22 protein-coding genes are annotated in these 23,669 nt (G+C 70.7%); 9 read left to right on the top strand and 13 right to left on the bottom strand.

Annotation, left to right across the window (positions count from 1 at the left end; all coding sequences use genetic code 11):
- Positions 1–1,436: 1,436 nt before the first annotated feature.
- Both ACFV04_RS09890 and ACFV04_RS09885 read right to left on the bottom strand, forming a co-directional pair.
- Positions 1,437–2,588 (bottom strand): hypothetical protein, encoded by a 1,152-nt coding sequence (locus tag ACFV04_RS09890; protein ID WP_380528126.1) that lies wholly within the window; start codon positions 2,586–2,588, stop codon positions 1,437–1,439.
- Between the two features lie 558 nt (positions 2,589–3,146).
- Positions 3,147–3,776 (bottom strand): hypothetical protein, encoded by a 630-nt coding sequence (locus tag ACFV04_RS09885; RefSeq protein WP_380528123.1) that lies wholly within the window; start codon positions 3,774–3,776, stop codon positions 3,147–3,149.
- Positions 3,777–4,293: 517 nt separating this feature from the next.
- Here ACFV04_RS09885 and ACFV04_RS09880 point away from each other — a divergent pair.
- Positions 4,294–4,638, top strand: coding sequence for a hypothetical protein (locus tag ACFV04_RS09880; RefSeq protein ID WP_380528120.1), 345 nt, complete (start codon positions 4,294–4,296; stop codon positions 4,636–4,638).
- 7 nt (positions 4,639–4,645) lie between these two features.
- Here the strand turns inward: ACFV04_RS09880 and ACFV04_RS09875 are convergent, their stop codons facing one another.
- Positions 4,646–5,542 carry a hypothetical protein gene (locus ACFV04_RS09875; RefSeq protein WP_380528117.1) on the bottom strand — a complete coding sequence of 299 codons (897 nt, stop codon included), beginning with the start codon at positions 5,540–5,542 and terminating at the stop codon, positions 4,646–4,648.
- Between the two features lie 294 nt (positions 5,543–5,836).
- Between ACFV04_RS09875 and ACFV04_RS09870 the strand changes: the two genes are divergently transcribed.
- Together ACFV04_RS09870 and ACFV04_RS09865 are read left to right on the top strand one after the other, a co-directional pair.
- The gene (locus ACFV04_RS09870; protein ID WP_380528115.1) at positions 5,837–6,244 is read left to right on the top strand and encodes a hypothetical protein; all 408 of its coding nucleotides are present in this window, start codon (positions 5,837–5,839) and stop codon (positions 6,242–6,244) included.
- Between the two features lie 511 nt (positions 6,245–6,755).
- Complete coding sequence (locus tag ACFV04_RS09865; RefSeq protein ID WP_380528113.1) at positions 6,756–6,986, top strand: hypothetical protein; 231 nt, start codon at positions 6,756–6,758, stop codon at positions 6,984–6,986.
- Here ACFV04_RS09865 and ACFV04_RS09860 read toward each other — a convergent pair.
- A complete protein-coding gene (locus ACFV04_RS09860) occupies positions 6,983–7,282 on the bottom strand; it encodes a hypothetical protein (protein ID WP_380528110.1) in 300 nt (99 codons plus the stop codon). The two genes, ACFV04_RS09865 and ACFV04_RS09860, sit on opposite strands and share 4 nt — an antisense overlap.
- A gap of 174 nt (positions 7,283–7,456) precedes the next feature.
- On the opposite strand from ACFV04_RS09860, the gene ACFV04_RS09855 reads away from it, so the two are divergent.
- The 3 genes from ACFV04_RS09855 (at position 7,457) to ACFV04_RS09845 (ending at position 10,278) form a co-directional block, all read left to right on the top strand.
- Positions 7,457–7,687, top strand: a complete 231-nt coding sequence (locus ACFV04_RS09855) for a hypothetical protein (protein ID WP_380528107.1) — start codon at positions 7,457–7,459, stop codon at positions 7,685–7,687.
- 527 nt (positions 7,688–8,214) lie between these two features.
- Positions 8,215–8,583 carry a hypothetical protein gene (locus tag ACFV04_RS09850; RefSeq protein ID WP_380528105.1) on the top strand — a complete coding sequence of 123 codons (369 nt, stop codon included), beginning with the start codon at positions 8,215–8,217 and terminating at the stop codon, positions 8,581–8,583.
- Positions 8,584–9,648: 1,065 nt separating this feature from the next.
- Entirely contained in the window at positions 9,649–10,278 is a 630-nt protein-coding gene (locus ACFV04_RS09845; protein WP_380528102.1) for a hypothetical protein, read from the top strand.
- A 22-nt stretch (positions 10,279–10,300) separates the two neighbouring features.
- Here the strand turns inward: ACFV04_RS09845 and ACFV04_RS09840 are convergent, their stop codons facing one another.
- The 3 genes from ACFV04_RS09840 to tap all read right to left on the bottom strand — a co-directional run bounded on the left by ACFV04_RS09840 (position 10,301) and on the right by tap (position 14,067).
- The gene (locus ACFV04_RS09840) at positions 10,301–10,456 is read right to left on the bottom strand and encodes a hypothetical protein (protein ID WP_380528100.1); all 156 of its coding nucleotides are present in this window, start codon (positions 10,454–10,456) and stop codon (positions 10,301–10,303) included.
- Positions 10,457–10,916: 460 nt separating this feature from the next.
- Positions 10,917–11,462 carry a telomere-protecting terminal protein Tpg gene (gene tpg / locus ACFV04_RS09835; RefSeq protein WP_380528097.1) on the bottom strand — a complete coding sequence of 182 codons (546 nt, stop codon included), beginning with the start codon at positions 11,460–11,462 and terminating at the stop codon, positions 10,917–10,919.
- Positions 11,463–11,553: 91 nt separating this feature from the next.
- Positions 11,554–14,067 carry a telomere-associated protein Tap gene (gene tap / locus ACFV04_RS09830; protein ID WP_380528094.1) on the bottom strand — a complete coding sequence of 838 codons (2,514 nt, stop codon included), beginning with the start codon at positions 14,065–14,067 and terminating at the stop codon, positions 11,554–11,556.
- Between the two features lie 684 nt (positions 14,068–14,751).
- Between tap and ACFV04_RS09825 the strand changes: the two genes are divergently transcribed.
- Positions 14,752–15,168, top strand: coding sequence for a hypothetical protein (locus tag ACFV04_RS09825; protein WP_380528091.1), 417 nt, complete (start codon positions 14,752–14,754; stop codon positions 15,166–15,168).
- 263 nt (positions 15,169–15,431) lie between these two features.
- Here ACFV04_RS09825 and ACFV04_RS09820 read toward each other — a convergent pair whose 3' ends face one another.
- From ACFV04_RS09820 to ACFV04_RS09800, 5 genes are all read right to left on the bottom strand, one after another.
- The gene (locus tag ACFV04_RS09820) at positions 15,432–16,055 is read right to left on the bottom strand and encodes a hypothetical protein (protein WP_380528088.1); all 624 of its coding nucleotides are present in this window, start codon (positions 16,053–16,055) and stop codon (positions 15,432–15,434) included.
- An 18-nt stretch (positions 16,056–16,073) separates the two neighbouring features.
- On the bottom strand, positions 16,074–16,316 hold the full coding sequence (locus tag ACFV04_RS09815) for a hypothetical protein (RefSeq protein WP_380528086.1): 243 nt from the start codon (positions 16,314–16,316) through the stop codon (positions 16,074–16,076).
- Positions 16,317–16,363: 47 nt separating this feature from the next.
- A complete protein-coding gene (locus ACFV04_RS09810) occupies positions 16,364–17,260 on the bottom strand; it encodes a hypothetical protein (protein ID WP_380528083.1) in 897 nt (298 codons plus the stop codon).
- Between the two features lie 645 nt (positions 17,261–17,905).
- On the bottom strand, positions 17,906–20,353 hold the full coding sequence (locus ACFV04_RS09805; RefSeq protein WP_380528080.1) for a trypsin-like peptidase domain-containing protein: 2,448 nt from the start codon (positions 20,351–20,353) through the stop codon (positions 17,906–17,908).
- A 13-nt stretch (positions 20,354–20,366) separates the two neighbouring features.
- The gene (locus ACFV04_RS09800; RefSeq protein ID WP_380528077.1) at positions 20,367–20,690 is read right to left on the bottom strand and encodes a trypco2 family protein; all 324 of its coding nucleotides are present in this window, start codon (positions 20,688–20,690) and stop codon (positions 20,367–20,369) included.
- Positions 20,691–21,131: 441 nt separating this feature from the next.
- On the opposite strand from ACFV04_RS09800, the gene ACFV04_RS09795 reads away from it, so the two are divergent.
- Complete coding sequence (locus tag ACFV04_RS09795; RefSeq protein ID WP_380528074.1) at positions 21,132–21,344, top strand: hypothetical protein; 213 nt, start codon at positions 21,132–21,134, stop codon at positions 21,342–21,344.
- 184 nt (positions 21,345–21,528) lie between these two features.
- Here ACFV04_RS09795 and ACFV04_RS09790 read toward each other — a convergent pair whose 3' ends face one another.
- Positions 21,529–22,602 carry a hypothetical protein gene (locus ACFV04_RS09790; protein WP_380528072.1) on the bottom strand — a complete coding sequence of 358 codons (1,074 nt, stop codon included), beginning with the start codon at positions 22,600–22,602 and terminating at the stop codon, positions 21,529–21,531.
- 317 nt (positions 22,603–22,919) lie between these two features.
- Between ACFV04_RS09790 and ACFV04_RS09785 the strand changes: the two genes are divergently transcribed.
- On the top strand, positions 22,920–23,603 hold the full coding sequence (locus ACFV04_RS09785; protein ID WP_380528070.1) for a hypothetical protein: 684 nt from the start codon (positions 22,920–22,922) through the stop codon (positions 23,601–23,603).
- The last annotated feature ends 66 nt before the right edge of the window (positions 23,604–23,669 follow it).

The following is a 23,669-nucleotide window of genomic DNA, read 5'->3' as shown; positions in this document are numbered from 1 at the left end:
CGGGACCCGCTCCGCGTGTCCGCACCCGGGCTTCGCCCGGGTGGGCCCGGCGCTTCGCGCTCGGGCCGGCACCACTCCGCTTCGCTCCATGGTGCCGGTGGGCTGATGCTCGTTCACAAGGTTGAACTAGGTTTTTGGCTGAACTCACGACGGGCTGACTGGGGGAGAGGGTGGGTGTCGGGGGTGCGTGCGGGTCGGCTTCACTCCTGCCGGATTGGCCTGGACCTGACTGTTTGAATGCGGGCGCCGGCAGGGTGTGCCATCCTCGAAGGACGGGCAGCGGCGGTCCCCGTATCAGTCTTACCATGTCAGGAGATCCCGCCAAACCCCCGGTGCCGCTGGAGGGTTCTGGGGTTCATGGTCTGGGGCAGCCAATTATTTCTCGGTGACTCTTTTTACTCATCCTCGGCTTCCCTTGCATTCACCCGATTAAGGCCCCTCCTTGCATATTTCTTCGTCAGCCCGGGTGCCTCCTTATTGTCAAATGGGCGGCGCGCTGGCGGGCAACATGCATAGCCCGATGGAACTAGTCCTAAGTCGCGCTTATCTAGCTTCGACATAGCCTTATCCGACTAGAACTAAATGGTCATTCTTGACTAAATGTTCCGACTGTTAGAGACAGTGCGGCTTTTATTCCGGTTCGTCCCAGGCGCATTGTGCCTAGGGCGGCGATGGTCAGCGCGATCTCGGTCTAGCGTTGTGGACGCTGCTCCGCAGTCGACACCTCACCTCACCGTCTGGCCGGCACCCGTTCCGGCCGTTGAGTGAGAGGTCAGCTATGGGGCGCGTGAATCACTTCCTGGCCATGCTCGGCAGGTGGCTCCGGCGCAACGCTGGAGCTGTCACAGCAGCCAGCACAGTCGCGGGGGTGATCGTTGAGCTGCTCCGTCTCTGACGGTCAGCTCGGCTGACGGCAGCCAGCCGCCAGCCAGATGGTGTGAAGCCATCCGGCGGACTCAGCTTCGCCTGCACCGTGAAGCCCCCGGCCAGAATCAGTGGCCGGGGGCTTCGTCGGAGGGTGCCCGGCACGGCCGGCTCCTGCGAGGACGTCAGGATGAAGCCCTCGGACGACAGCCGACTGCTGGGGCGTCTCGCTCCGGTCCCCACGGTACCGCCGGGTGCACAGCAGCTGGTTCCCGGCTGTGGTTTGTCTGACGCCTGACGCCCCGGCCACGAGCCAGTAACGATAGGCGTGGCGAACCTTAGTTCGATTCACCATGGTCTGATTGTATTACTAATCGAACCATCGATCGAATGTTTTCCGGAGTACCCTTAGATCCGTTCCCGTCTCACGCCATATCGGCATCCAGGTTTGCCGATGCCTGAGCCAGTGGAAACTCACTGAATAAACAAGGAGGAGCTCCGCGAGAAAGCCTTTCCGCCCAGATCGGTGAAATTGATTTCAACTTCATCAGAGTATGGATAGTCAGAGAGGCTTAAGCGCGGGCGTTGGGCCAGAGCTCGGGGACGTTTCCGGAGTCCCGCTTCGCTTTGGGCCAGCGCTGGGCATGGATGATCCGGACGGTCCACCACGGGTCCTTGGTGGGCGGGCCGTGCTTGTCGGCCATCTTGAGGTCGCGGGGGGAGGGGAGGTCGAGGACGATCGGGCGGCCGTTCTGGCCGCGGCGGTCGGCGAGGCAGGCCGGGCATTCTAGGCGGTCCGGTTCAGCGTTCTCATTGAGCTCGTCCTCGGCGTCGTGGGCGCCGCCGAGCGGGCCGTGGCAGGTGTAGCAGGGGTGCAAGGTGTCGTTGTGGGCGCGGGCGGCGAGCAGCCTGACGCGTTGCCTGGCGTCGGCTGCGTCCTGCTCAGCCTTCTCGGCCCGCTGCTTCTCGGTTTCGTCCTGGGCCTGGCGGGCTTGACGGCGTTGGTCGATGAGGTCCCACACTGGGATGCCGAGCTCGGGCAGGCGGACGATGGCGTCGGGGATGACGTTGAACTTGCCGGTGATGGTGTGGGGCGTCTCGGTTGCCCAGGCCTCGATACCACCGGGCAACGGACCGGCGGGCAGAACGCGGCGCGGGGGTGCCTGGCGTTTGTCGGTGCGGGGCGGGGCGCCGTGGGTGGTGGTACCGGTGACGGCGGTGATGATGAACTCGTTGACGAGCATGGCGTGCGGGGCGCCTGTGAGGCCAGCGCCGCGGGCGTGGCCGCCCATGTCGCGGTCGTCGCCGAGGGCTTCGGCAGCGGCGGCGAGGCCGAGCAGGGTGAGGCCGACGATCTTCTCCGCGCCGGGCCCGCCCGGCTTCGGCCTGGCGGCCCCTTCGAGGGCAGCCGGGACGGCCTTGGCGGCCGGTCGGCGGCCCGGCGGCGAGGTGGCGCCGCGTACGTCGACCAGCTTGTGCTTCTCCAGGTCCCGGACTGCCTCGGCCACGTGCTCCACCCGGTGGTGATCGCGATACTCGTCGGCGGCGATCAGGGCGTGCAGCTGCTTGTAGGTGGCGATCTTCAGCACGCCCAGTGCCGCGAGGACGTCGGCGCGCAGCGGGGCTGTGCTGCCGTTGGGGTTGCGGGCGGAGCGGCGGAAGTGCACCCGGCCGGGCCGGGCCGGCTGTTCGCCGTCGTGCCGCTCGCCCTGGTCGTGGTCCATGCCTTGCCCCCGCGCTGTCGTTCGTGGTGCTGATCTTCTACCGCACACCACCGACACCGGGCCGCCCCGCCCGTCCACGCACCGCCGCTCGCCGCCAGCTCCCGCTGCGCGCCGAGCACCGGAAGGCGCCCGGCCACCCCGGCCGGGAAGGGGGAGGGCAGAGTGGACTTGGAGCGGGGCAGGGCACCACTGGACCCGGCGGTGAACCCGAGCCCGCCCTACCCAACTGCACCACCAGCCACCAACAGCTCAAAGAAGGGAAGGGAGAGGGTTGTCGGCAACCCTGGACGGACCGAATCTCGGCCCTGAGCTGGGGAAATGTCGAAAGGTCGGCTGGAGGTTCCCCCCGGGGACCGCCCCGGGGAGACAACCGGGGACCTGCGGCGGGCTCTTTCGCCTCGCCAGGTCCATACGCGCGCCGTGACGGCGGCTCAGGCGCTGGTCGGAACAGTACCTGGCAGGACCGCAGGCACGCCCTCACGCGGACCAGCTGACCGTGCCGGCAATCGTGGGCGCGCCGACCCGGCCGATGGTGGGACCGGGTCGGCGGCGTCGCTGCTACGACAGCCCGCCGATGCGGGCCAGGTCGCGCACGTTCATGGTCGGTTGCAGGGGAGAGGGCTTCCAGCCGAGGACTTCCTGGACGAAGCCGCCCTTGTCACTGTGGTGGCTGTTCCAGCCGAGATCGAGTACCGGCAGGCGCAGCCAGTTGATGGGTTCTCCGGTCTCGGCGTGCAGAGGGGTGCTGAAGAACGTCGAGAAGTTCTCGGGGATGGTGTAGCTGGTGAGCGACGGAAGCTCGAACGGGGGGCCTTCGAAGACGCCGTGGTCCTGGCCCTGGCCGGTGACGTACCAGGAGATGATGACGTCGCCGGGGCGGGCCTGGTCGTTCCTGGCGGAGAGCCGGGTGTCGACCTGCTTCACCCACTGGTCCCAGAGTTGCCGGGCGCTGATGTCCTCGGGGTCGTAGTCGTCAGTGATCCAGCCACCGTCCGGTTCCCACTGGTAGTGCAGCGGAATTCGGAAGGTCGTGGTGGGGTGGCGGAGGTTGTGGAAGGTCCACTGTGTGCCGGGCGGGTAGGGCCCGGTCACGGGCGGCCCGGACTTCCGGCGGGCGGCGGTGTAGGGCTCCCCGGTGGTGGCCATCCGCTCGCGGGTGGCGGTCTTGCGGGCACGGTTCCTGGTCATGTTTCTTCTTCCTCGGCCGAACCCCACGCCCCGGCCCAGGTCATGACGACGTGCTCGTCGAGGGCAAGGTGGAACTGTTCTCGCGCGAGTCGGTGACCCTTGGCCGTCTGCTCGCGACGCCGCGTGGGGGCATCGGATCAGGCGCAGGCAGGCGCTTCTGCCACTTCAGGAGGATAGCGGTCGGGCATCGGGCCTCGCCAGCGATTACCTGCTCGGCGGGCCGGCCCTCATCCGTGCCCACACGAACCGCATGTCAGGGACCGGTTCGACGGCCACTCCCGACCGGCGTCGCCCGGGTGCGGAAGGGCACACCGGGCTGCACCAAGGCCGCCGCCCGGGGTGACGAATCCGGACCTGCTGGCGTTGAGCGGGAGTGAGCAGCACTTCTCCGTTCCGCGCGCGGCGCGGTTTCGGGCTGGGGCCGGGCGCCGACCGGGCCCTGGCCGCTGCCGGCGTGCGGGGGCCGCGGTCTCCGCTGCCGTGAGCCCAGGAGCCGGTCGACGCCGAGCTCCAAGGCGTGCTGGCGGAGCATCGGCGGCTGGTGGCCGAGCAGTGGGAGGAGGCGTTCGAGGACCTGGACGAGGACGTCCTCGGCGAGGCCGGCCAGGAGGCTCGGCAGGACGGGCGGGACCCGGGCTGGGCCGTCGATGTCCTGGTGCGGGGGCTGGTCCGGCAGCTGGAGGCGTGGAAGAAGGCCGGCGGCGCGCTGGAGGAGGCGCTGGGGGCGGCGGCGCTGGGGCGGCCGTTGCCGGGGTGGGCGGCCGATGCCCTGGCCGCCGAGCAGGGGCGGTTGTGGGGGGCGCGGCAGGCGCTTCTGGAGGCGATCGCCCGGCACCACCATGGTGGTCCTGGCGCCTGGTGAGGGCCGGTCAGCGGGCGGGGGTCGGCCTGGTGGGCCGGTGAGCGCGCAGGATGGCGTCGAGCGCCAGGTCCGCAGTGGGGTGAGTCTTGGGGCGGGAGAAGTTGTCGACGAGGAGCCTCGCGCCTCGCGGCTGGTAGAGGAGGGCGATCCAGCCCGTCTGGCCCCACGGCCCGTCGGGCAGGGGCGCGGTCCATCCGACCGGCCGGCTGTGGTGGCGCAGCTGGAGGACGCCCTGGGCGTCGGGGGTGAGCCAGGAGCCGAGTTCCCAGCCGGTGCCGAAGGTGACCTCCAGGTCGTCCAGGAGGTCGGGGAAGTCGAAGCGGCGCTCGGGGTCGGTACAGGCGGTACGCCGGGCCTGCTCGGCGACGTCGGCCGCCGACTGCCAGGCCGGCACCTCCTTGGGGGCCGCCTCGGTCGCGGCGGCGGTCGCAACGGGGCCGGTCGCAGCGGGGGCCGGAGTTTCGCCCTGCGGGGCGTTTGTCTCCTCCGGGGCGGCGCCGTCGTCGTCCGGGCCGTCGAGGCCCCAGCGGTCGATCCGCTCGCGGGAGCGGGCGACGACGCGCTCGTGCGCGCTCAGGTGCGGCCATCGGGCCTTATCCCGGATGTCCTGTGCGGCCATGTAGGCGCGGGTGCCGTAGGCGGGCAGTACCCGGGCCAGCTCCGCGAACACGGCGGCCGGATCGCCGTCAGCGGTCTCCTCCCCGGCCCGCTGGCTGCGCCCGGCCAACGAGCAGCTGGAGCTCCACCCGGACACCGGGCACTTCCACCGCGCGCTGGTGTGCCGGGACGCGGACGGGATGACGCCGCCGGAGATCGACCGGGCGGCGAAGAAGGCACTGGAGCAGCTCCAGCACGTCCGGGGCCTGGCGCTGGAGGACCCGAACGTCGACCATTCGGTGCTCACCTCCGAGGCGGACCACCGGGTGGCTTCGGATCGCCGAGCGGGTGCGGACGGCCGGACTCGCCGCCTACGACCCGCGCACCGACCCGGACGCCGTCGAGCACCCACCGCTGGTCCGGTTCCGGGAGCCCTGACGAAGGCCAGTGTCCTCTGACATGCGACCTTGACCGATTGACAAGTGATCTTGACTGATTCAGAGGGCTGGTGGAACGTGCCTCGCCGTTGCCTGATGGCTGTACAGACCAGCCGTTTCGTATGAGTTGCCCCGGGGGCTGCGAAGATCGGCGGATGATTCGCGTGGGTGAGTTCTTCCTTGCAAGCGACGATGAGTCCGCCCTGCGGGTGGGCCCTCGCCGTAGTCACGACTTCCCGGCCGTACGGTGCGACGGCATCTACCCCGATGACGCGGTCTGGAGGTGGGAAGCCCAGCTGACGGGCGCCGAGAGCACACTCCGGCACGTGGTCCCCATGGCCAATGACGGGTTCACCGTCTTCGCCGTCCCGGAGCCGTTGTGCACGGCCCTGGTCACTGCGGGAGGAGAGCGACTCCGAGCCGAAGCTCGTGCGTGGGCCGAGGCCGCCTCCGAACCGGACGACGAGATCTCGCCGGACAACGCGATGGACCTCCTCGAGCGTGTGTCAGCCCTGGCCAGCATTCGTGCGGAGAAGCACCTCGAGCTGTACTGCTGGTACTTCGCGCCCTGACCCCGCAGCATCGACACCTTGCCGTGCTGCACAGCCCCGTAGGCCCACCCCCAGCACCGGTCAGGATCGCCTGCCAGAAACCTGACACCAGTCAAGATCACTTGGCAAACGGTCAAGATCGCCTGTCAGAGGACAGTTGCGGTCGACTGTCCCAGCCTTGTCCCAGGTCCGGGCGCAGAACAGCGTGACCTGGGGTTTTCGGGTGGGGCTGTCCTAGCAAATCGGGCATACCGGGCGTGCTGGGACAGGGGTGTCTCAGCTTTGTCCCAGGCCGACGGCGGCGCGACGGTGCCCGCCGGTGATGGCCCGGATTGTGCGTCTCGGGTCCGGCGGACACCGGCAGCAGCGTAGCGGGCGCGGTCCGCCGGCCCTGCTCTACAGCACGGGGCGCGGCGGGTCTTCGGGGACGACGGCTGCGATCCGCACGGTCGGAGGCCAGGGCGGGGCGGGGGCGTAGGCGTGCACGACGTTGAGCGCGGGCCGGCCTTCGGCCCGGTCTCCCTCGATCCGAGTGGAGTACAGATCGACCTGCTGGCCGCCCTCGGTGACGGCGCGGATCGGGCGGCCGAGCCGGCCGGTGTTCGAGTTCGGCGCGCAGCGCTTCCAGTGCCTCGGTGGCGCCGAGCTCCTTGGCGCGCTGGGCGGCGCGGTCGGTGACCACGGCGACCACCGAACGGTCCGGCTGCTGGTGCTGGTCGGTCACTCGGCGCCCTGCCGCGCCAGCAGGTCGGCGACGGCCTAGTCGACGGCGTCGGATGTCTCCGGGTCGGCGGCGAGCAGCACGCGGCCGCGGTAGGCGGCGACGATCTCGGCGACCGCGACCAGGTCCACGACGGCGGGGACCTGGTCGACCTGGTCGAGCCGGTCCATCGGCACCCGGCGCAGCAGCTGCTCGGCGAGTTCGGCGTCCAGGCGCTCGGCGTCGCCGGGGAAGCCGTGGCCGGCGCGCAGCGCGGCGCGCAGTTCCTGGACCGTGTCCATCGGCGGCAGTCCGAGACGGCCCCCGCCATGTCCGTGTTCGGCGGGCTGGGCGCTCATCCTCATACCCCTGTCCGTTTCGGTCTGTCCGGCGCCGGGCCGGGCCCTGTGCTGTCGACGGTAGCCGCCCCGGGCCGGTCCGTGGGGCGTTCTGGTCGGTATCGCCCCCGCCACCTCGTCCGGCCCGGGGTGCTGTGCCGTCGGCCGCACGGGTGTGCGACCTACGATGGGCCGGTGTCCGACACCGATTTCCCCGCTGACCTGCTCGAACTCCAGCAACGCTGGTACACCGCCGAGGCCGACTGGGCCGCCGACCCGAGCGAGCAGACGCGGGCCGCGTTCGCCGCGGTCGGCGCCGAGCTGTACGCGCACCCGTACTGGGCTAGCGCCGAGAACCGGCACAAGGCCGCGATGAACCTCAAGCAGGCCGCCCGCCCGAACACCGCGCAGGAACCGGCGGCCTGACCGCCGGTCGGCCCTCCTGCGCATGCGCCTGCTCCCAGGCCGGGCACGAGGAACAGGCCGGCCGGGCCGACGCCCGACCTGCCTGACCGGCCCCGGCCGGTGGGCCCGGCAAGCAGACGGGCCGATGGGCCGGTGGGTCAGTCGGCGGGATCGGCGCCGCCGCGATCGCCGAGGTCCGTGCCCGCCCCGACGTCCCGGCCACCGCACTGGAGACCGGCCCCGTCCCGGACGGCATCACCACCGATGCCTGGCGCCACCACGTGAGCGCCGGCCGCGACGCGATCACCGAGCGGCGCGCCGCCCAGCTCGACATCGGTGCGCTCCGTGCCGACCTACGTCTCCGACCGCCAGGCCGAGGACGCAGGGACGGTGCCGGTCTTGGCGGCCGGGAGGTGCCGTCCAGCGGCGCCCGGGGGGGGTGTATAGGGTCGTCCGGATTCTGCGTTGTGCTCCGTGCCGCTGGCTGCTGAGCTTCAAGGTGCGCCCCGGCGCTGGCTCGGGGCCGGACCGACGAACCGGAGGGTTCCATGCGATTCACCAGGACCAGGAAGCGTGCCGCGGCCGCCGCGCTCGCCGTGGTGGCGATGGGCGTGACCGGAGTGGGGAGCGCGACCTCGGCGCAGGCCGCCGAGGGCTCCTGGACGATCCGCAGCGGCGGCTGCCTCGCGTTGGAAAAGGTCGAACTCCAGAGTGGCCACGACCACATGGCGATCGATCCGATCGCCGCCCCCAGCGGCTGTGAGTTCGGCATCATGAACGTGAACACCGGCCAGTGGGCGTACGGCCCGACCACCGACCCCCGCCAGTCGCCGTGGCTGTACGACGGCCCGGGCATGAGCCTGGAGGCGTGTACGTGGGGGCCGCGCAGCGCAGAGGTGTGCGGCCCGCCCAACTGAGCCGCCACAGCGCGCGGCCCGGGCAACTGACGCCGAACCCTCCGGGACGAGGCGAGGTCGAGGCCAGCCAGGACAGCCGTGTAGCCGATCGCGGAGGTGGCCACGGCCAGCAGGGGCAGGCACGAGGGCGCGCAGCAGGGAGGTGACCGCGGTGGCCGGGATCATCAGCTGCCCGCTGAAAACGTCCTCGACGACGGAGATCTGCCAGGGCGGCGCGGTAGCGAGGGCGGACACCACGTTGACGTCTGGGCGGCGGGTGTGCGGGGCGACAGAGCACGGCCGGCCGGGACCGCCGAGGCAGACGGCTACCGACGCACACCAAAACGTGAGCGGATCCGGCTGTGCCACCCCTGTCTCAGGCCCGGGTAGCGCGGGTCGGTCTGGAGCAGGGCGAGAGCCTTGCGGACGATCGAATTCCGGGCCACCAGTCGCGGGCGGATCGTCAGGCTCGGCGCGGCAGAACTCCGGCTTCAAGGGGTGTCCGCCCGAGCGGTGGTTGAGGTGGTCCTGGTAGCAGCAGCGATAGCGGTCTTCTTCGCCACACGCTGACAAGGGACCAGGCGGGACGGGATGGCCCCGGGACGGCATCCGCTGTGGTCGGCTCAAGGACAGAGTGCCGGCTAGACGCGGGTGCGCCCTGGTGTTGGGCGCACCCGCGTGGTCACTTCTGGATGAGGAGGACGACGGTCCCGATGAGGGCGGTGCCGGCAGCGGTGGCGGCTCCGCGGACGAGTCCGAGAAGGGCCGTTCGGCGGATGCTTCGTAGCATCCGCGCGCGCTGCCGCCGCCGCACGCTGCGGACGTCGGCTTCCTTCGTGGTGGTTTTCCCCGTAGTCTCGGAGTTGGTGCTGATGGCTGCTCCCTTGTGAGGCGCTGTCGGACATGACGATGACGGCTCCCTGTTGGCGCAGGGGGCCGTCGCCTTTTCTGGCGGCGGCCCATGCCGTCGGTTCCACGTTAGCGGACGGGCACAACCGCATCTTTCGTCATGGGACATCAGCTTTCCGGACCGGCTCTGACCTGTGACGACAAGCCAAGTCGGTGGCCGATATCTAGCCTGTCGCCATGCCAGCACGCCGGAAGCCCCTCCAGACCGACGACCCGATGGTGATCGCCTTCGTCCGCCTGCTCCACCATGTGGTAGCGAGCACCGGACTCTCGGTTGCCGAGCTCGCCGAGCGTGTGCGGCTTCCGCGCTCGACCATCTACCGGGCCCTCAGCGGAACCTTGCCGAGAGCAGGGTTCCTCGGACGTCTCCTGGTGCGGATCGAGCCTCTCAGTTCCTGGGACCCGAGAGAAGTGCGGCATGCACAGCATCGGTTGGAACAGATGTGGGTCGGGATCGCAGAGCGGCAGCACACTGCCCCCCGGGGCCGAGCACCACGCACAGTAGTCCCGGCGGTCCCCGAACAAGTCGCCTTCGCACTGCGGTTCACCGCCTACCTTGAGACGCTCGAACAGCGAGATGTAGTCCTGGGGGAGGTGTGGTCCGAGGCCTGGCTGAGGCGTTACGCCAGCGGGGCAAGCCTTCCCAGCCGCAAAAGTCTGGCGCACCTGGGCTGGGTGCTGGCCCGCTACCACCGCATCAACGACACAGAGCCGATCGCTGAACTGATCACGCTCGCGGAAGCTGCCTACAGAGCCCGTACCGAAGCCCGCCGCTGGCAGCGTGTCCTGCAGGGCGGATCCCCGTAGCCCCCTCGGGCGACACCGCCACTCACTGCCGCAGCACTTCCTTGGTACGGACCGAGCGGCCCGCCTGAAGCACGGCCGCCGTGCCGACCCGTGCTGGCTGCGCGGGGTCGTGGCAGTCGTAACCCTTCGCCAGCCCGTACACGTGCCGCCGCAACTGCGCGCTCGTGCTACCTGCCATGGCGTTCCGGTTCCTCCGGCTGCTCGATGTGATTGCCCTTTCTAAAATTCCCGTCGCAGATTATTCGAGTGGAATTAATGAATATGCTGCTGGCCGCCTTCCAGGGCAGCTGGACTGAAACTTTCGGCGACACAGGGCCCTGCGGGCGGTCAGCGGCGTGCCGGTCTGGCGCTGCGGCCCCGGTTCAACGGCCAGCCGGTAGAGCCAGGTGCGGCGCAGAGCCGGGCGGTGCCGGTCTCGTCGGCGAACAACAGCCTGTCCTCGTCCGGGCGGTTCGCCCGGACGCACCCTGCCCGCGGCGCCGTGCTGCGGCCGACAACGACGGCCAGGTGCAGCACCGCGGCCGGTCACCGACGGCGGGCGCGTACACGCGCTGACCGTCGACCAGGTACAGGGAACTCAACTCCACCTCCGGGATCAGGCTGACGGGCAGGACGGCGGCGGCGTTCGGCGGCGGGGGCTACAGCTCGACGTCCATCCACGCGATGTCGTTGAGCTCGACGTCGAGGCCGCGGGCGCGGCGGCCGCCGTCCTTGAAGTACTCCTCGCGCAGGGCTTCGGCGAGGATCGCCTCCTGCTGGGCCTGGGGGGCGCCGGCGTCGCGGGCCGCGTAGAGGCGCTGGGCGACCGCGCCGGGCATCTTCTGGGTGATCATGCGTTCGCGCGGGTCGTCGGTCGAGCCGCCAGCCGCCGAGTAGCCGAAGGTCGCCTGGATGTGGAGCATGAACCCGTTCTTCTCGGCGTCGCGGCGCACCCGCTGCTTCACCCGCGGCTGCCAGCCGGCGCGGACCTTCTGCTCGATGGCCTTCGCGGCGGCCGGCTTCGGGGTGCCCTGGCCCTTGAGCCAGCGCTGCACGGTGCGCTGGGAGACGCCGAGGTCCTGGGCGAGCTTCTTGGTGGAGCCCTTGGCGCCCTTGAGCAGGAACCGCATCCGGGCAGGAACGGACTGCGGGATCGGCTTGGTGCGCTCGGCCCGCTCCAAGCCCTCGTCGATCTCCCGGCTCACACTGTCTCCTTCCCGGCCGCCGGGGTCGGCGGCCGCTGCTGGTGGTCGTGGGTGGGCGGCCCGCCACCGGATGGCGGCGGGCCGCGCGGGACTACTCGTCGGCGGAGACGACCCCGCCGGCCTTGATGTGCCGGGCCGGGTTGGCGCCGTCGGCGATCAGTTCGGCGATCTCGGCCATCGGGCGGGAGCCCTCGAACTTCACCAGGCCGGGGCTGACGCCGAGGCGCAGCGCGGTGGTGAGGGTGCCGTCGGGGGTGGTGAGGACGTCGAGGGCGCCGGGGCCGGGGGCGGCGAAGACGGCGCAGTCGGAGAGCACCGCGATGGCGTGCAGGCCGGTGTCGGTGGCCATTTTGCGGAGCTTGCGGTGGAGGTTGACGGTGGCGGTGTCGATGACCAGGGCGCGCATCAGCGGGTCCCAGGTGGGGCGTTCCAGGGCGGGCCAGCGCTCGCCGGGTTTGTAGCCGTGGCCGCGGGGGCGTTCGCGCATCTTGCCGATGGTGCCCTTCGCGGTCTGCTTGATCGCGGTGAGCACCGCGAGCTCCTCCGGGTCACCGGTCTTGAGGGTGGCCATGGCGTTCAGGAACGCCACCGGGTCGGTGTCGGCGAGGTCGAGCGGCACACCGAGCGCGGCCATCGTGTCCAGGTAGGCCTGCCGCAGGTGCTTGTGCCACGGGTCGAGGTAGGGGCCGTGCTCGTGCCGCAGCCAGGCCTCGGTGGGCTGCACGGTGGCGCCGAGCTCCACCGCGTACGCCAGCTTCACCGTGCTGTACCAGGCCGGCCCGGTGGGCCGGGAGCCGTCCGCGGTGAACGGCGCGGGGAGGAGCGGGTCGGTGTCGACGTGGGAGAGGTCGGCCAGCCAGGAGCCGGGGATCTTCGGGTCGAAGACGGGGTTGAGCTCGTGCACCGGGCCGGACAGCGGGAGGGTCAGGCGGCCGGCGGCGGCGAGGAAGGCCATGTTGACGTCCAGACCGACCGCGAACCGCGCCGCGGCTTCCCGGTCGGTGAGCGGGCGGTGCCAGTCCCACGCCTCGGTCACCAGCTCGCTGCCCGCCGCGCGGCCTTCCGCGAGCGGATGGATGTCCGGGACCTCGGGCGGCGCCGGGTCGAACGCCTCCTTCGGGCGGGAGCCCTCCACCGGGCCGGAGGTCCAGCCGGCCTCGGTGCGCACCGCCTTCGTGGGCGGGCGCAGCGCGGTCACGAGTTCGAGGCCGGAGACGGCGGTAGAGCCGCGCGGGGTCAGCACGCGGGTGGCGTAGGTGCCCAGCAGGCGGGCCAGGTCCGAGGCGGCGAGGCCGTCTGGGATCTGCCAGCCGCCGGATGCGAGGGCGCCCCAGGCGGGGACGCACAGCTGCACGCACTGGCGCTTGCCGCCCTCCGGGGTGCGGTAGACCCTAGCCCACGGCCCGAGGCCGCGCTGGGTGAGCAACCAGCCGGCCTTCTCCACCTGCTTCACGGCCTTGTGGGTCTTCGGCAGCTGACCGAGGCGCTGGACGAACTCGCGCTTCTCGTCCCGTCCCATCGGCGGCAGGCCCAGCTCGGCGAGCGCGGCGTCGGTGAGGACGACCAGGGCGTCGCCGTCCTTACCGTGCCGGTGGAGCCGGGGCGAGCCGAGCTTGGTCTCCAGTGCCCACTCGACGACGTCGGCGAGCGTGCGCCCGGCCGGCGCGGTGGCGGCCTCGGTGCCGTCGGCGAGGTAGGCCACCAGACCCCGGCCGGACGGGGCTACGTCGAGCACCGCGAGCGGGCCAGCCGGGAAGCGCGCGGCCGCCGTCTGCTCCCAGTCGGACGGCCCCTCCGCCACAGCGGGCTTCTTCGCCAGCGCTTTCCGGGCCCGCGAGGACGCCGCCGGACGCGACGACCCGGTGCGGCGCGGTGCGGCCGCCGGACCGACTGCGGGAGCGGCCTGGCGGGGCGCAGCGACCGGAGCGACCGAGCCAGCCGGCTCCGGCGACACCGCGGCGGAAGCGGGCTGCGCGGTGGCCGGGACGGTGCCGGGGCGGCAGAACCCGCCCAGGTGCATCGGGCGACCCTGGGAGCGGTAGACCGACGGCTGCCCGCACTGTACACACGGCGCGGGCACGGCCATCAGCACCGAGCCGTCCGGGTTCTGGTCCAGCATCACCGGCTGCGCCACCGGCGCGGGCTGCCCGGCCACTGCGGCGGCGGCGAACGCCTTTGGTACCGCGGCCGGGGCCGCAGGCGCCGGGACGGCGGCGGGCTCCGAGGCGGCTGTCTGCCGCGCGGACTCGGCGGGCGCGGTGGTCTCGGCCGTCACCGGAGCGGGCGCGGCGCCGCTGTCGATGCGGACGAGGCCGGCGGCCTGCGCGCGGCGCAGCCACTCGGTGGGCTCCACCGTGCCGTGCCGCAGCGCCAGCGTCGCGAGGAACCGGATGTAGATCTCGCGCTTGGGCGGTCGGGGCTCGGTCGTCCCGGCCTCCCACCGCACGATCGTCTCCCGCCTCGTCTTCAACGCGGCCGCCAGCTCCTCCTGGGTGTAGTCGCCGGCCTTGCGCAGCCGCTCCCGCTCGGCCGGGACCGGCAGGTCGTCCCCCGGGCGCGGCCGGGCCAGCAGCGCGTCGATCGACGCGAACAGGTCGCCAGTCATCTACCCCACCTCCACCTCACACACTAGTTCGAAAGTCACCTTTGGATCGCACATTTCAAACGCACATTGCTGGACCGAGGCAGCACGAACCGCCCCCGGTTGACGAGGGGGTCTATGCACCACGCGGACGGGGTGGCCGCACCAGCCGGACGGGGGTGGCCGCATGAGGCGGACACCCTTAAGAGAAGTAGAGAGAGAACGCGCCGGACCCTTCCGGACGCCGAAGGCCCTCTTCAGGTGGCTTCGCGCGCGAGGCCCGGCAGGGAACTCCGGACAGGACCGTTCGCACCCGCCGGATTTCCCCGGACCGGCCCCGGCCGGCACGCAGCTCTGGCATGCTCACCCGGATGCTGCAGGCGCCGGGTCACCGGCGCCTCACACACAGTCAGTTACCAGGTCGGGGTGGGCAGTGCAGTACACGATCAGCGCGTCGGCGTTCCTCGCGATCGTCATCATCGCCCGGCTGCGGCGCACGACCCACGCTCACAGCCGCGTCGACGAGGCCTTCACCGTCTTCACCGCCGTCGTGTTCGGCGTACTGATCGCCGCCACCGCCTGGGGGCCACGCGATCCTCCGGCTCGTCGGCGTCGCCGTCGACGCCACCCGCTGACCCCGCCCCTGGCGCCGGCGCCAGGTAGGCCTACCCTGATCCACGACACGACGGGGGGACGGGGGAACTGGCGATGCGCAAGGGGTGGTGGTTAGCCGCGGCGGGCCTGATCGCGGTCACGGCCTGGGCATGCGACACGAGGGAGCACGATCCCGCCTACCCACTCCCGTTCAAACGCCAGAACGCCTCGGTCCTGCGCCGCATCGACCTCGCCGACCCCTCGACGAAGAACACCACCGTGGCGGCGGACGACCGCACGATCTCCATGGAAGTGGCCTGGAGCGGCTGTGACTACAAGCCCGACCTCGTGGCGCTGGAGACCGCCGGCCAGGTCAGACTCCTGCTCAGGCGCCGCGACGCCTCCGGCCCGGACATCGGATGCGAGGACGGCGGCATCGCCGAACTCACCGTCGTCCTGCACCAGCCCCTCGGAAGCCGGCCCCTCACCGACACCCTCACCAGCGAACCCGTCCCCCACACTCACGCCTGACACCGTGGCTTCGCATCCACCAGCTCGGCCGCGGGCTACGGTGGGGCAGCTCAACCGGGGCTCGGCCACCCTCGGGCCACCCGGTGGAGTGCCGCCGCGTGACCGTCCGAACGACGCAATGGCCGGCTGGACCGGACAGTCACACGATAGGCCGGGCGCCGTCGCGGGAAGGCGCGGCGCCCGGCGCCCGATCTGCCCGGTCCAGCACCGGCCGGTTCGGCCCGGGGAGACGACCGATGAGGTGCCCGGCACCTTGGAGCCGTTCAGCCTGCGTGGCGCAGCCGGACGACTTTCGGGCGGCGTCCGAGGGCCTGGTCGGTGGGCCGGTAGTAGCGGATGTTGTTGAACCGGTCGTACTCCTCCAGCCAGCCGGCTTCGACGAGTTCCTTTCGGATGCGGGAGAAGAAGGTGGGCGCCCAGCCCATCTCCGCAGCCAGGGCCTGGCCGGTCTGCTGCGTGCCGGTCTTGCCGGCGGGCAGGGCGGCGTAGTGGACCAGGAGCAGCCGCTGGTTGGCGGTCAGGTCCTTGGTGCAGCCGATGAGGGCGCGCACGTCGTTGTGGGTGTCACTCACGGTTGCGTTCTCCTCGGCTCGGGCGCCACGGGCGGTGCGGGCCTTGCGGGCGGCGGAGTGGATGTGGGTGAGAAAGTTCGCGGGTTCGACCTGGTCGTCCTCGGCGGGGGTCACGAGGAGGTAGGCCTCGGGTTCCTGGGTCAGGCCCTTGATGTGGGGCGGGTTCCAGCCCTTGAGCGCTTCGCGGTGTTCGTAGCCGAAGCCGCGGAAGACGAGGTAGGGCGTGATCTCGTAGAAGGGGCTGCGGCCGATGCTTCCGGACTCGCGCAGCAGGCGGCCCGCGCTGGCTGCGCGGGCCGCCTGGTGGGCGTTCATCGGCCGTTGTCCGGGGTGTTACACGTGGGCTCGGTGACGGCTGTAGTGGGTGATCTCCAGCACGGCCAGCCCCCAGAACAATCCGGACATGCCGGCCACGGCCTGGTGCAGGTCCATGACGGTGCCCATGAGGTAGGCCGCTGCGGCGGCCGCCAGACCTGCTCCGATGGCTACGGCGTCACGGTAGATGCCGATGCCGCCACGCTGCTTGCCCGCCAGTAGGAATCCTCTGGTGACCGTGACGATGATGAAAACGATCACTCCGCTCCACATGAGCCACATGGAGGCACCCCCTCTATCGGTGATGGTCAGTCGCAGTACTGGCCGCTGTAGGTCGACGCTATCCCGTAGCTCTTGAGCTTCACGCACTCGCCCTTGGCGACGGCGACGCCGGCCGCGGCCACGGTGACGGTGACGATGGGGTCGACGACGATGTCGAGCGGTCCGCCGACGGCGGTGATGACGGCCAGGGCGGTGGCGCCGCCGCCGGCGATGGCCTGGGTCTCGCCCTTGTCGAAGTAGGCGGTGCCCGAGACGATGCCCCAGGTGAAGTGCGGGTCCGCGACGACCGGGAACGCGGTGGACTTGTTGGTCTCGATCGTCTGGGTCAGCTGGTCGCCCTGGACCGTGTAGTGGGTCGGCAGGGCCTTGCCGGTGGCGTCCTTCGCCCAGGGGGCGTCGATGTGGCCCTTGGAGATGGCGATGCCCTCGCCCGCCTTCTGGACGATGTCGTAGCCGCCCGCGCCGTCGGCGATGAGGGAGGCTCCGGCGGGCAGGCCCAGGTTGAACGTCTGGCTGGTGGGCGCCGAGCTGTCCTTGAGCGTGATCAGGGCCCGCGCGCCGCCGTCGGTGGTGGCCTGGGCGGCGAAGTCGGTCGCCTTCTGGGCGTCGGAGTACACGACCGTGCCGACGCCGCCCTTGACGCCGGCGGCGGCCTTGGCGCCGGACAGGCTCAGTGCGACCGTGGTGCCATCCGACGCGGTGGCGCTCAGGGCCCCTGCCGCGTTCGCCGGGGCGTTGACGGTCACGGCGTTGACGACGGTGCTCGCGGGACTGTCGGCGGTCGCCGTGGTGCCGGCCAACGCGGCGGTCCCGGTGGCCTTCTCGACCACGGCGGCCGTCGAGGTCTGGCCGGGGCCGTCGGCGAAAGCGGGCACAGTGCCGGACGCGATGGCGGCAGCGGTGCAGGCAGCGAGAACGGCCATGCCGAATCGACGGTTGGTGCTACGAACTTCGCGCATAATTCCCCCCATGGGATGCGTTTTTTAGCCGACGAATCACCATACAATTCGACGGCAAAGCTGAATAAAGACATGGCAAAATGAGGCCATGGATTTACCCGACGCGCACACAGCCGACCATTTCAGCGTTGGCCATGCACCGCGACTAAGGCTGCCGAAACTTGACAAACCAGCAGGTCAGATGCCCTTCCTGACACTGCGAAGCGCCACTTCGAAAACCCCCCGGTCTGCCGCCCCCGGTTGGTGGCGACATGACCAGTAAAGCAGTCACACAGTTCCTCAGGGTTACATCTGAGCAAGATCTGAGCATCTTGATCATCAGGCTGTCCGAGTTGTGTCTACGCATCCCGTCTAGGACAAAGAATCCTGTCCGCCGATATTTCGCAGCGATACGTCGGCATCCGTGAAGCAGCAAAACTGCACCCTGCGGGACGGCCTGGCGCGGGTGACCGCAGGTCCGGGCGGCCACCAAGGAATCCATCAAGTTGGCAGCCAGCCGCGGCACCAACGTTGGTGGAGGCCGTTACGTGATCGTTGCGGCGGTGGGGGCCGCGCCGGGGCAAGGTTTGCACGCAACCACCGTCGCCGAGCTCTAACCGCGAGTCAGGCTCATCTGGTCTGCCAGAGGACCGTGAGGAAGAAGAGGGCTACGAGAAACACGAAGGCCGGCAGCACGCGCCTCATGCCGTGAGCGTCGAGGCCCAAGTAGTCGCGGATGGCAACCGGCACCGTGCGCTTGGGGGCGCAGGTGGGGTACGCGCGCGGTGGTACGGCCGCGATCGGATCCTGAGGAAGGGGTTTTGGGACGGCCTGGGGGCGGGAGGCCGCTCCCGACCCGGTCGGCGGCGATACTGGCGGCGGGAATGGTAGTTCAAGGGGAAAGCTGCCGGGAAGCTGCAGGGGTGCGGTGACCACGGGGCGGGAGGCGGGAGGGCCCGCAGGCTCTGCGGGGGACGGTCCGGGCTCCTGCGACCAGGTGCCGACGGCCGTCTCGGCTTGGGCGGGCACGGTCGCGTCGTGTCGCTGCTGCGCATCGACCAGGGCGGTGCGCCAGATGTCGCGCGTCGCTTCAGACAGCTTTTCCAGGAGGTCCTGGGCCTCGGCGTACAACGCGTTCGGGTTGGCGGCCACCGCTTGGGCGGCTGCAACGGCCAGGGCGGGATGGCTGAAGAAGCCGCGGCCCACGATGGCCAGGCAGTGGCGGCGCTGGGACGGCGACAGAAGCGGGCTGGACAGGGTCCGGGCGAGGAACGTCCCGCTCCCAGGCTCGCCGTTGCTGTCCGCCTCCACGTCGTTGACGAGCTTGGCGGTCAGCGCGTCGGGGCCGATCCCGCCCCAGTAGGCGTGCCCCGTTGGCGGGTACACGGCTGAAAGGAACCGGCGCTGGGCCCGCACCATGTCCGGTGTCAATGGCGGTGCGGTGCGAACGTCGCCGTAGTGGGCGGCCCATGCCGCACGGATCGCAGCGTCGGCTTCCTTCTGATCTGCTGCGCTGGCAAGGCGCTGCACCGCGATCAGTGCCTTTCGGTAATCCGGGTCGAGGGGCTGCGGGAACAGCACGGCCGAGGCCCGGTCCCAGTACCTCTCCTCGTGGTACAGCAGAACTTCATGCGGGTCGAGGTCGCCGTCGATCGGCTTGTCGACCAGAACGCCGGCAAGGCTTTCGATGTGCAGCGACAGGACGGTGGCCGGATCGTCCTCGGCCTGGCCCTCGTGCGGGGGCGCATGGTCGGCGACCCGGTCGAGGAACTCCTCGGCATCCCAGTCGTCGGATACCCCCGACCATTGCAGGGCGGCAATGCGCCGGGTGAACGAGATCCGCGCACGCTCACGCAGTTCCTGCGCGTCCACCTGGCGCAGCAGGTTATCCGGGGCGAGGACTATCTCGGTGCCGCTGACCATCGCGGGGTGCCGGGCCCGCAGCTTGGGCCACCACTCGTGGGTGGAGCGAGCGACCAGGAGGACGCGAATACGGTGTGCCGGGGCACGGTGGTTCACCAGGGCTTCCAGCAGCCCCCTGACCTGGCCAAGGCGGTACTCGGCGTAGTCAACGATGATCAGGGCAGGGCGGATCAGGTGGCGCAGCATCTGGTAGGTCTGATCGGGGGCGGTCTTCGGGTCGAGGAATCCTGCTGACCACGCGAAGTTCGTGGCGTCGGGGGCCGACTCGACCTGCGGCCTGCGATCGGCCAGGCGCCTGGCCAGTTCTACGGCCAGGCGTGTCTTGCCGACTCCTCCGGAGCCGCGGATGACGGCGACGTCGACAGGCTGCGGGCTGTGGCACCAGGCGCGCAGGAGTTGCAGTTCCGTGTCCAGGCCGGTGAACTCGACGGTCTCGGAGCGTGCGTCCAGGAGGTAGGAAGCGGCCGCGACGGGCTGAGGGGCACTGTCGAAGAGGGTGTGGAGGTCGGCGGGTTCCAGTTGCGGGCGCGTGCCGGACGCTCGTTCCACGATGTCGCAGAACCCGCGGTCGTCCAGGAGATGGCGAACGGGGACAGCCTCCAGGCGGCCGTTGGCCCGCCGGGGCAGGGCCTGCTGCACCGTGGCGATGAGCAGGTCCTCGTGAAACACCCCGGCACCGGACATTCCAGCCCACGGAGAGGTGCCGGATGCGGATTCACCGGACGGGACCACGCTGTCGGCTTGGAGGCTGTAGAAGTTGCCGCCCGTGTCGACCGCGTTAATGTGCCCTTCCACGGCCTCGGGTTCGCGCCGGTCACCATCGCGCTTGGCCGCGTCGGGAAGACCAACGGCGACGCAGCGCGCCTGCCGCGACGGGCTGATGCACACGAGCTCACCCCACCGAACCGGAGCGAACTCGCGCGGAAGGTCAGCCGGCCGAAACCGCAGCAGCGCGACGTCGTCCAAGTGCCAGGCCACCTCGGCTGCCGCGCGCCCGCGTCCGCCGATTAGCCTGACCGCGCAGCGCCCAAACACCTGGTCGGACCCTGCGGGCCTCACGACGTGAAGTGCTGTCAGGACCAGGCCCGGCGCGACCACGCACCCGGCGCCGATCCGGCCCGCACACTCCACGGCAACGGCCCGTTCCCAGAACATCGACGACGACCCGCTACCGCAGCGAGTAGCCGTTCTCGGGCAGGCCTGCCTCTCCGGTCCCGTTGATCGGTACCGCGTCGCCGCCGACAACCCCCAGCGTCACGGTCAGCCGGTGCGTCTGTCCGCTCGACTGCTCAGCCCGGGCCTCGCCGGAGAAGACGAACGCCTTGACCCCGCCGCTGGCACCGCCGACCCGGCGCAGCTCCAGCCCCAGGTCCACGACGACGTCCTTCACCGTGAACCGGATCTCGGAGTCCGCGCCGCTGCGCTGAGCGGCGATCAGCCCGGCCCGGACGGCCGTGATCGCCTCGGACAGCTCCGTTCCGTCGAATTCCATGCGCTCCCCCACGATCACCACGTGCCCGGATCCGCCAGCGTATCTGCGGTGCGCGCACCACATGCCGAGAACGCCCGAACCCATACCGCATGTTCGGGGCCAGGACATCTTCGAGGATGTGTCGAAACGGGGTCAGGGCCCGGTAGCGCTGGTGGTCGCCCGCACCCGCGGCGAGGCCTGCGGCCCGCTCGGCCTCCTCCCCGCCCCGGAGCTGCCCGCCAGCGCGGCCGGGGTGTACCGGCCCGCCGCCCACCTCGCCTACACCGCACCGGCGACGACCGGCACCGCCTGCGGGCGTTCATCGAACGCCACCGCCCCGGTGCCGGAGACGAGCAGACCGCGGCGCAGCTGGCGGCCTGCGCCGCCCTGTGGGAGCAGGCGGTCCCGGGCGGCCGGGGCCGGGCATGGGAGCGGCGCTGGCGCTCCTTCCCGCGGCTGCTGGTGGTCCTGGTCGGCACGGCGGCCGCCGGGGTGCACGGCGCGGTGGCGAACCTGCGCCCGGCCGCCGAGGAGAACCCGGCCGTCGCCGAGATGCTCGCCGCCGTCCCGGCCGGCGCCGCCCGGATCGAGGACCTGGTCCAACGCGGACCGTCCGCACCCATCTGGCACCCGCTCAGCAGCAGCGGGCGGGCATGCGGGTGGACAGAGCTGTAGGCGGCGAGCGGGAGCCGCTCGGCGGCCTGCCGCCAGCCCTCCTCCTCGCTCCTCCTCCCGGCCGGTGGCGCCGCAAAGCACGGCCACCGGCCGGGGAGCAGCGGACCACCCGTCACATCGTCGGCCGACGTGCAGCCAGCCGGTCGTCCGGATGGACGTGCCCGGGGCTCAGAAGGGGATCGGCCTACTTCCGAGTTCCCTCGCTGATCAACTTGGTTTGCGACTGGGCGAGGAGGTCCTGGAGGAGGGGGTCCCAGGAGCCGATGCTTCGGTACAGCGTGACGGCCTTGCGGACGACGGGTAGGGCTGCGCGGTCGAGGCCGGCGATGTTAGGCGTGATCCGGTGGCACGGTGGCCTGCCGGACTCGGCACTGGCGCCGCTTCCGTACCCCTCGTACTTGCCGTCGTCGTGTCGGCCCTCGGGCCGTTCAACGTTGACCAGGTGGAAGGCGCCCAGGGGGTTGTGGGTCTCGTACGCGTCCCTGTTGAGCCCGAAGTGGCCGGCCCGCTCCACCCCGGAGTAATAAGGCTCGTCATGGAGGGGGAAGGCGCTGACGTCCAGCCACATGAGGTACGCCACTATCTCGGTGGAGGTCAGCACCTGCACCCACCCCTGGGTGAAGAACGCGACCGGCACCTCGATGTAGTCCCTCTTCGCTCCGGGCACCCGGTGGTGCACGGTCTCGGCCGCGTTGCTGCTGCCGTCCTCCTTGAGCAGCTGGATGTTCTCGTACCGACTCGCTGACTTCGCCTGTCCAGGGAGGTCGACCAGGCGCTTTTCACCGGGTGCGTCCGGGGCGAGGGCGTCGAGTGCACGGGTCAGCTGGCGCCTCTTGTTCGCGTCCGCGGTGTTCGAGCGCGCTCCGGTACCGCTGGTCGAGGGGGCCGTCACCAGCCTCCGCCACGAGAGTCCACCGTCGCCGTCGAGGGGGATGGGCCTGTACTTACCCATCGGGGCGACCTGGCACTGGGTGGCGAAGATCATCATGAGGTGGAGCTTGAGGGCGACGCCCTTCGGTGTGATCAGGCGGGCGGCCGGGGGCTGCAGGTCGTGCGGGAGCCCCCGACGCTCGTCCTTGACCGACATCGGATCATCGTGGCGGTAGTAGGCCCGGCGGATGCGGATGGCCGCGGGCTTGAGCCCCCTGTCCCACAGGTCCCGCGACGCGGCGAGCACGTCCGCCAGGCCGTTGTCCTCGAGGCGCTTCAGTGTCGCCAGCCTGCTCACGGCCCACTTCTCGACCGACGCGGAGCCCATGGAAAAAAGTTTTCGCCTTCAGGTCGCCACGGATTGATCCGCATGAAGTGACTCTCTCACTGTCTCACTTGTATCAACTTGTCACGCATGCGGATCTAACGGTGTTCCCACACTACCGTCAGGGCCCCTCCGGTGCACAAGGATTGAGTCTGGGCCCACCAAGCCCAACCTGGCCGCCGGCTCCCGGACGACAACCCGCCCCGAAGCCGCGAGCCGCCCTGCCAAGAAACGTCACAGCCCCGGCGACTTGATCCGAAGATCAGCGGTCCACCGGGGCTTTTCACCCCCACTGTACCCCGTCCGTCCTGGAGGACAACATGACCACCCTTGCACTCCCCGCCCCGGGCTCGTGGGTCGAGCACTGGCTCAGCCCCGCCCGCTTCAGCGTCTACCTCGCCTCCGCTGGCGACGACCGCACCCGGGCGCTGGCGCTCTACGAGTGGAACGCAGCCCTGACCGGCTCCGTGCTGCGCGACCTCGCCCACTTCGAGGTGGGCCTGCGCAACAGCTACGCCACCGCCCTCGACGGGACGTGGTCCGGCGGCGGGCACTGGTTGCAGGACCCGGCCAGCCCTCTGCGGGCCCCCCTGATGCGCACCCGAGGAGCGGGAGTCCAGGTCGACGTCAACCGGGTGTCGCGTCAGAAGATCGACGAGGCGTACCGGAAGCTCGGCCAGACGGCCGCCCCCGGACAGGTCATCGCCGAGCTGTCCTTCGGCTTCTGGCGGTACACGTCCGCCAAGGCGCGGGAGAAGACCCTGTGGCTGCCCCACCTGCACCACGCCTTCCCCACGCCGACGGACCGCGCGGAGCTCGACGGGAAGATCAGCAAGCTGAACGACCTGCGCAACCGGGCCGCCCACCACGAGCCCCTGCTCGCGGAGCCGGTGGCGCAGCGGACGCAGGACATCGTGGACCTGGCACGACTTCTCTGCCCGGATCTGGGGGCCTACATCGAGGCGACCAGCCGAACCGCCTCGCTGCTGCCGCTGCGTCCGTGAGCGGGCCGAGCTCCTCACGCGGCCCCCAGAGGCAACCTCAGAGGCAAGCCGCGCCGGGCCGGCTGC

Origin of the sequence: Kitasatospora sp. NPDC059599 (assembly GCF_042735125.1) — a bacterium.
Classification (GTDB): domain Bacteria; phylum Actinomycetota; class Actinomycetes; order Streptomycetales; family Streptomycetaceae; genus Kitasatospora.
The sequence above is the reverse complement of the archived record's forward strand: the minus strand, read 5'-3'. Positions and strand labels throughout refer to the sequence as shown.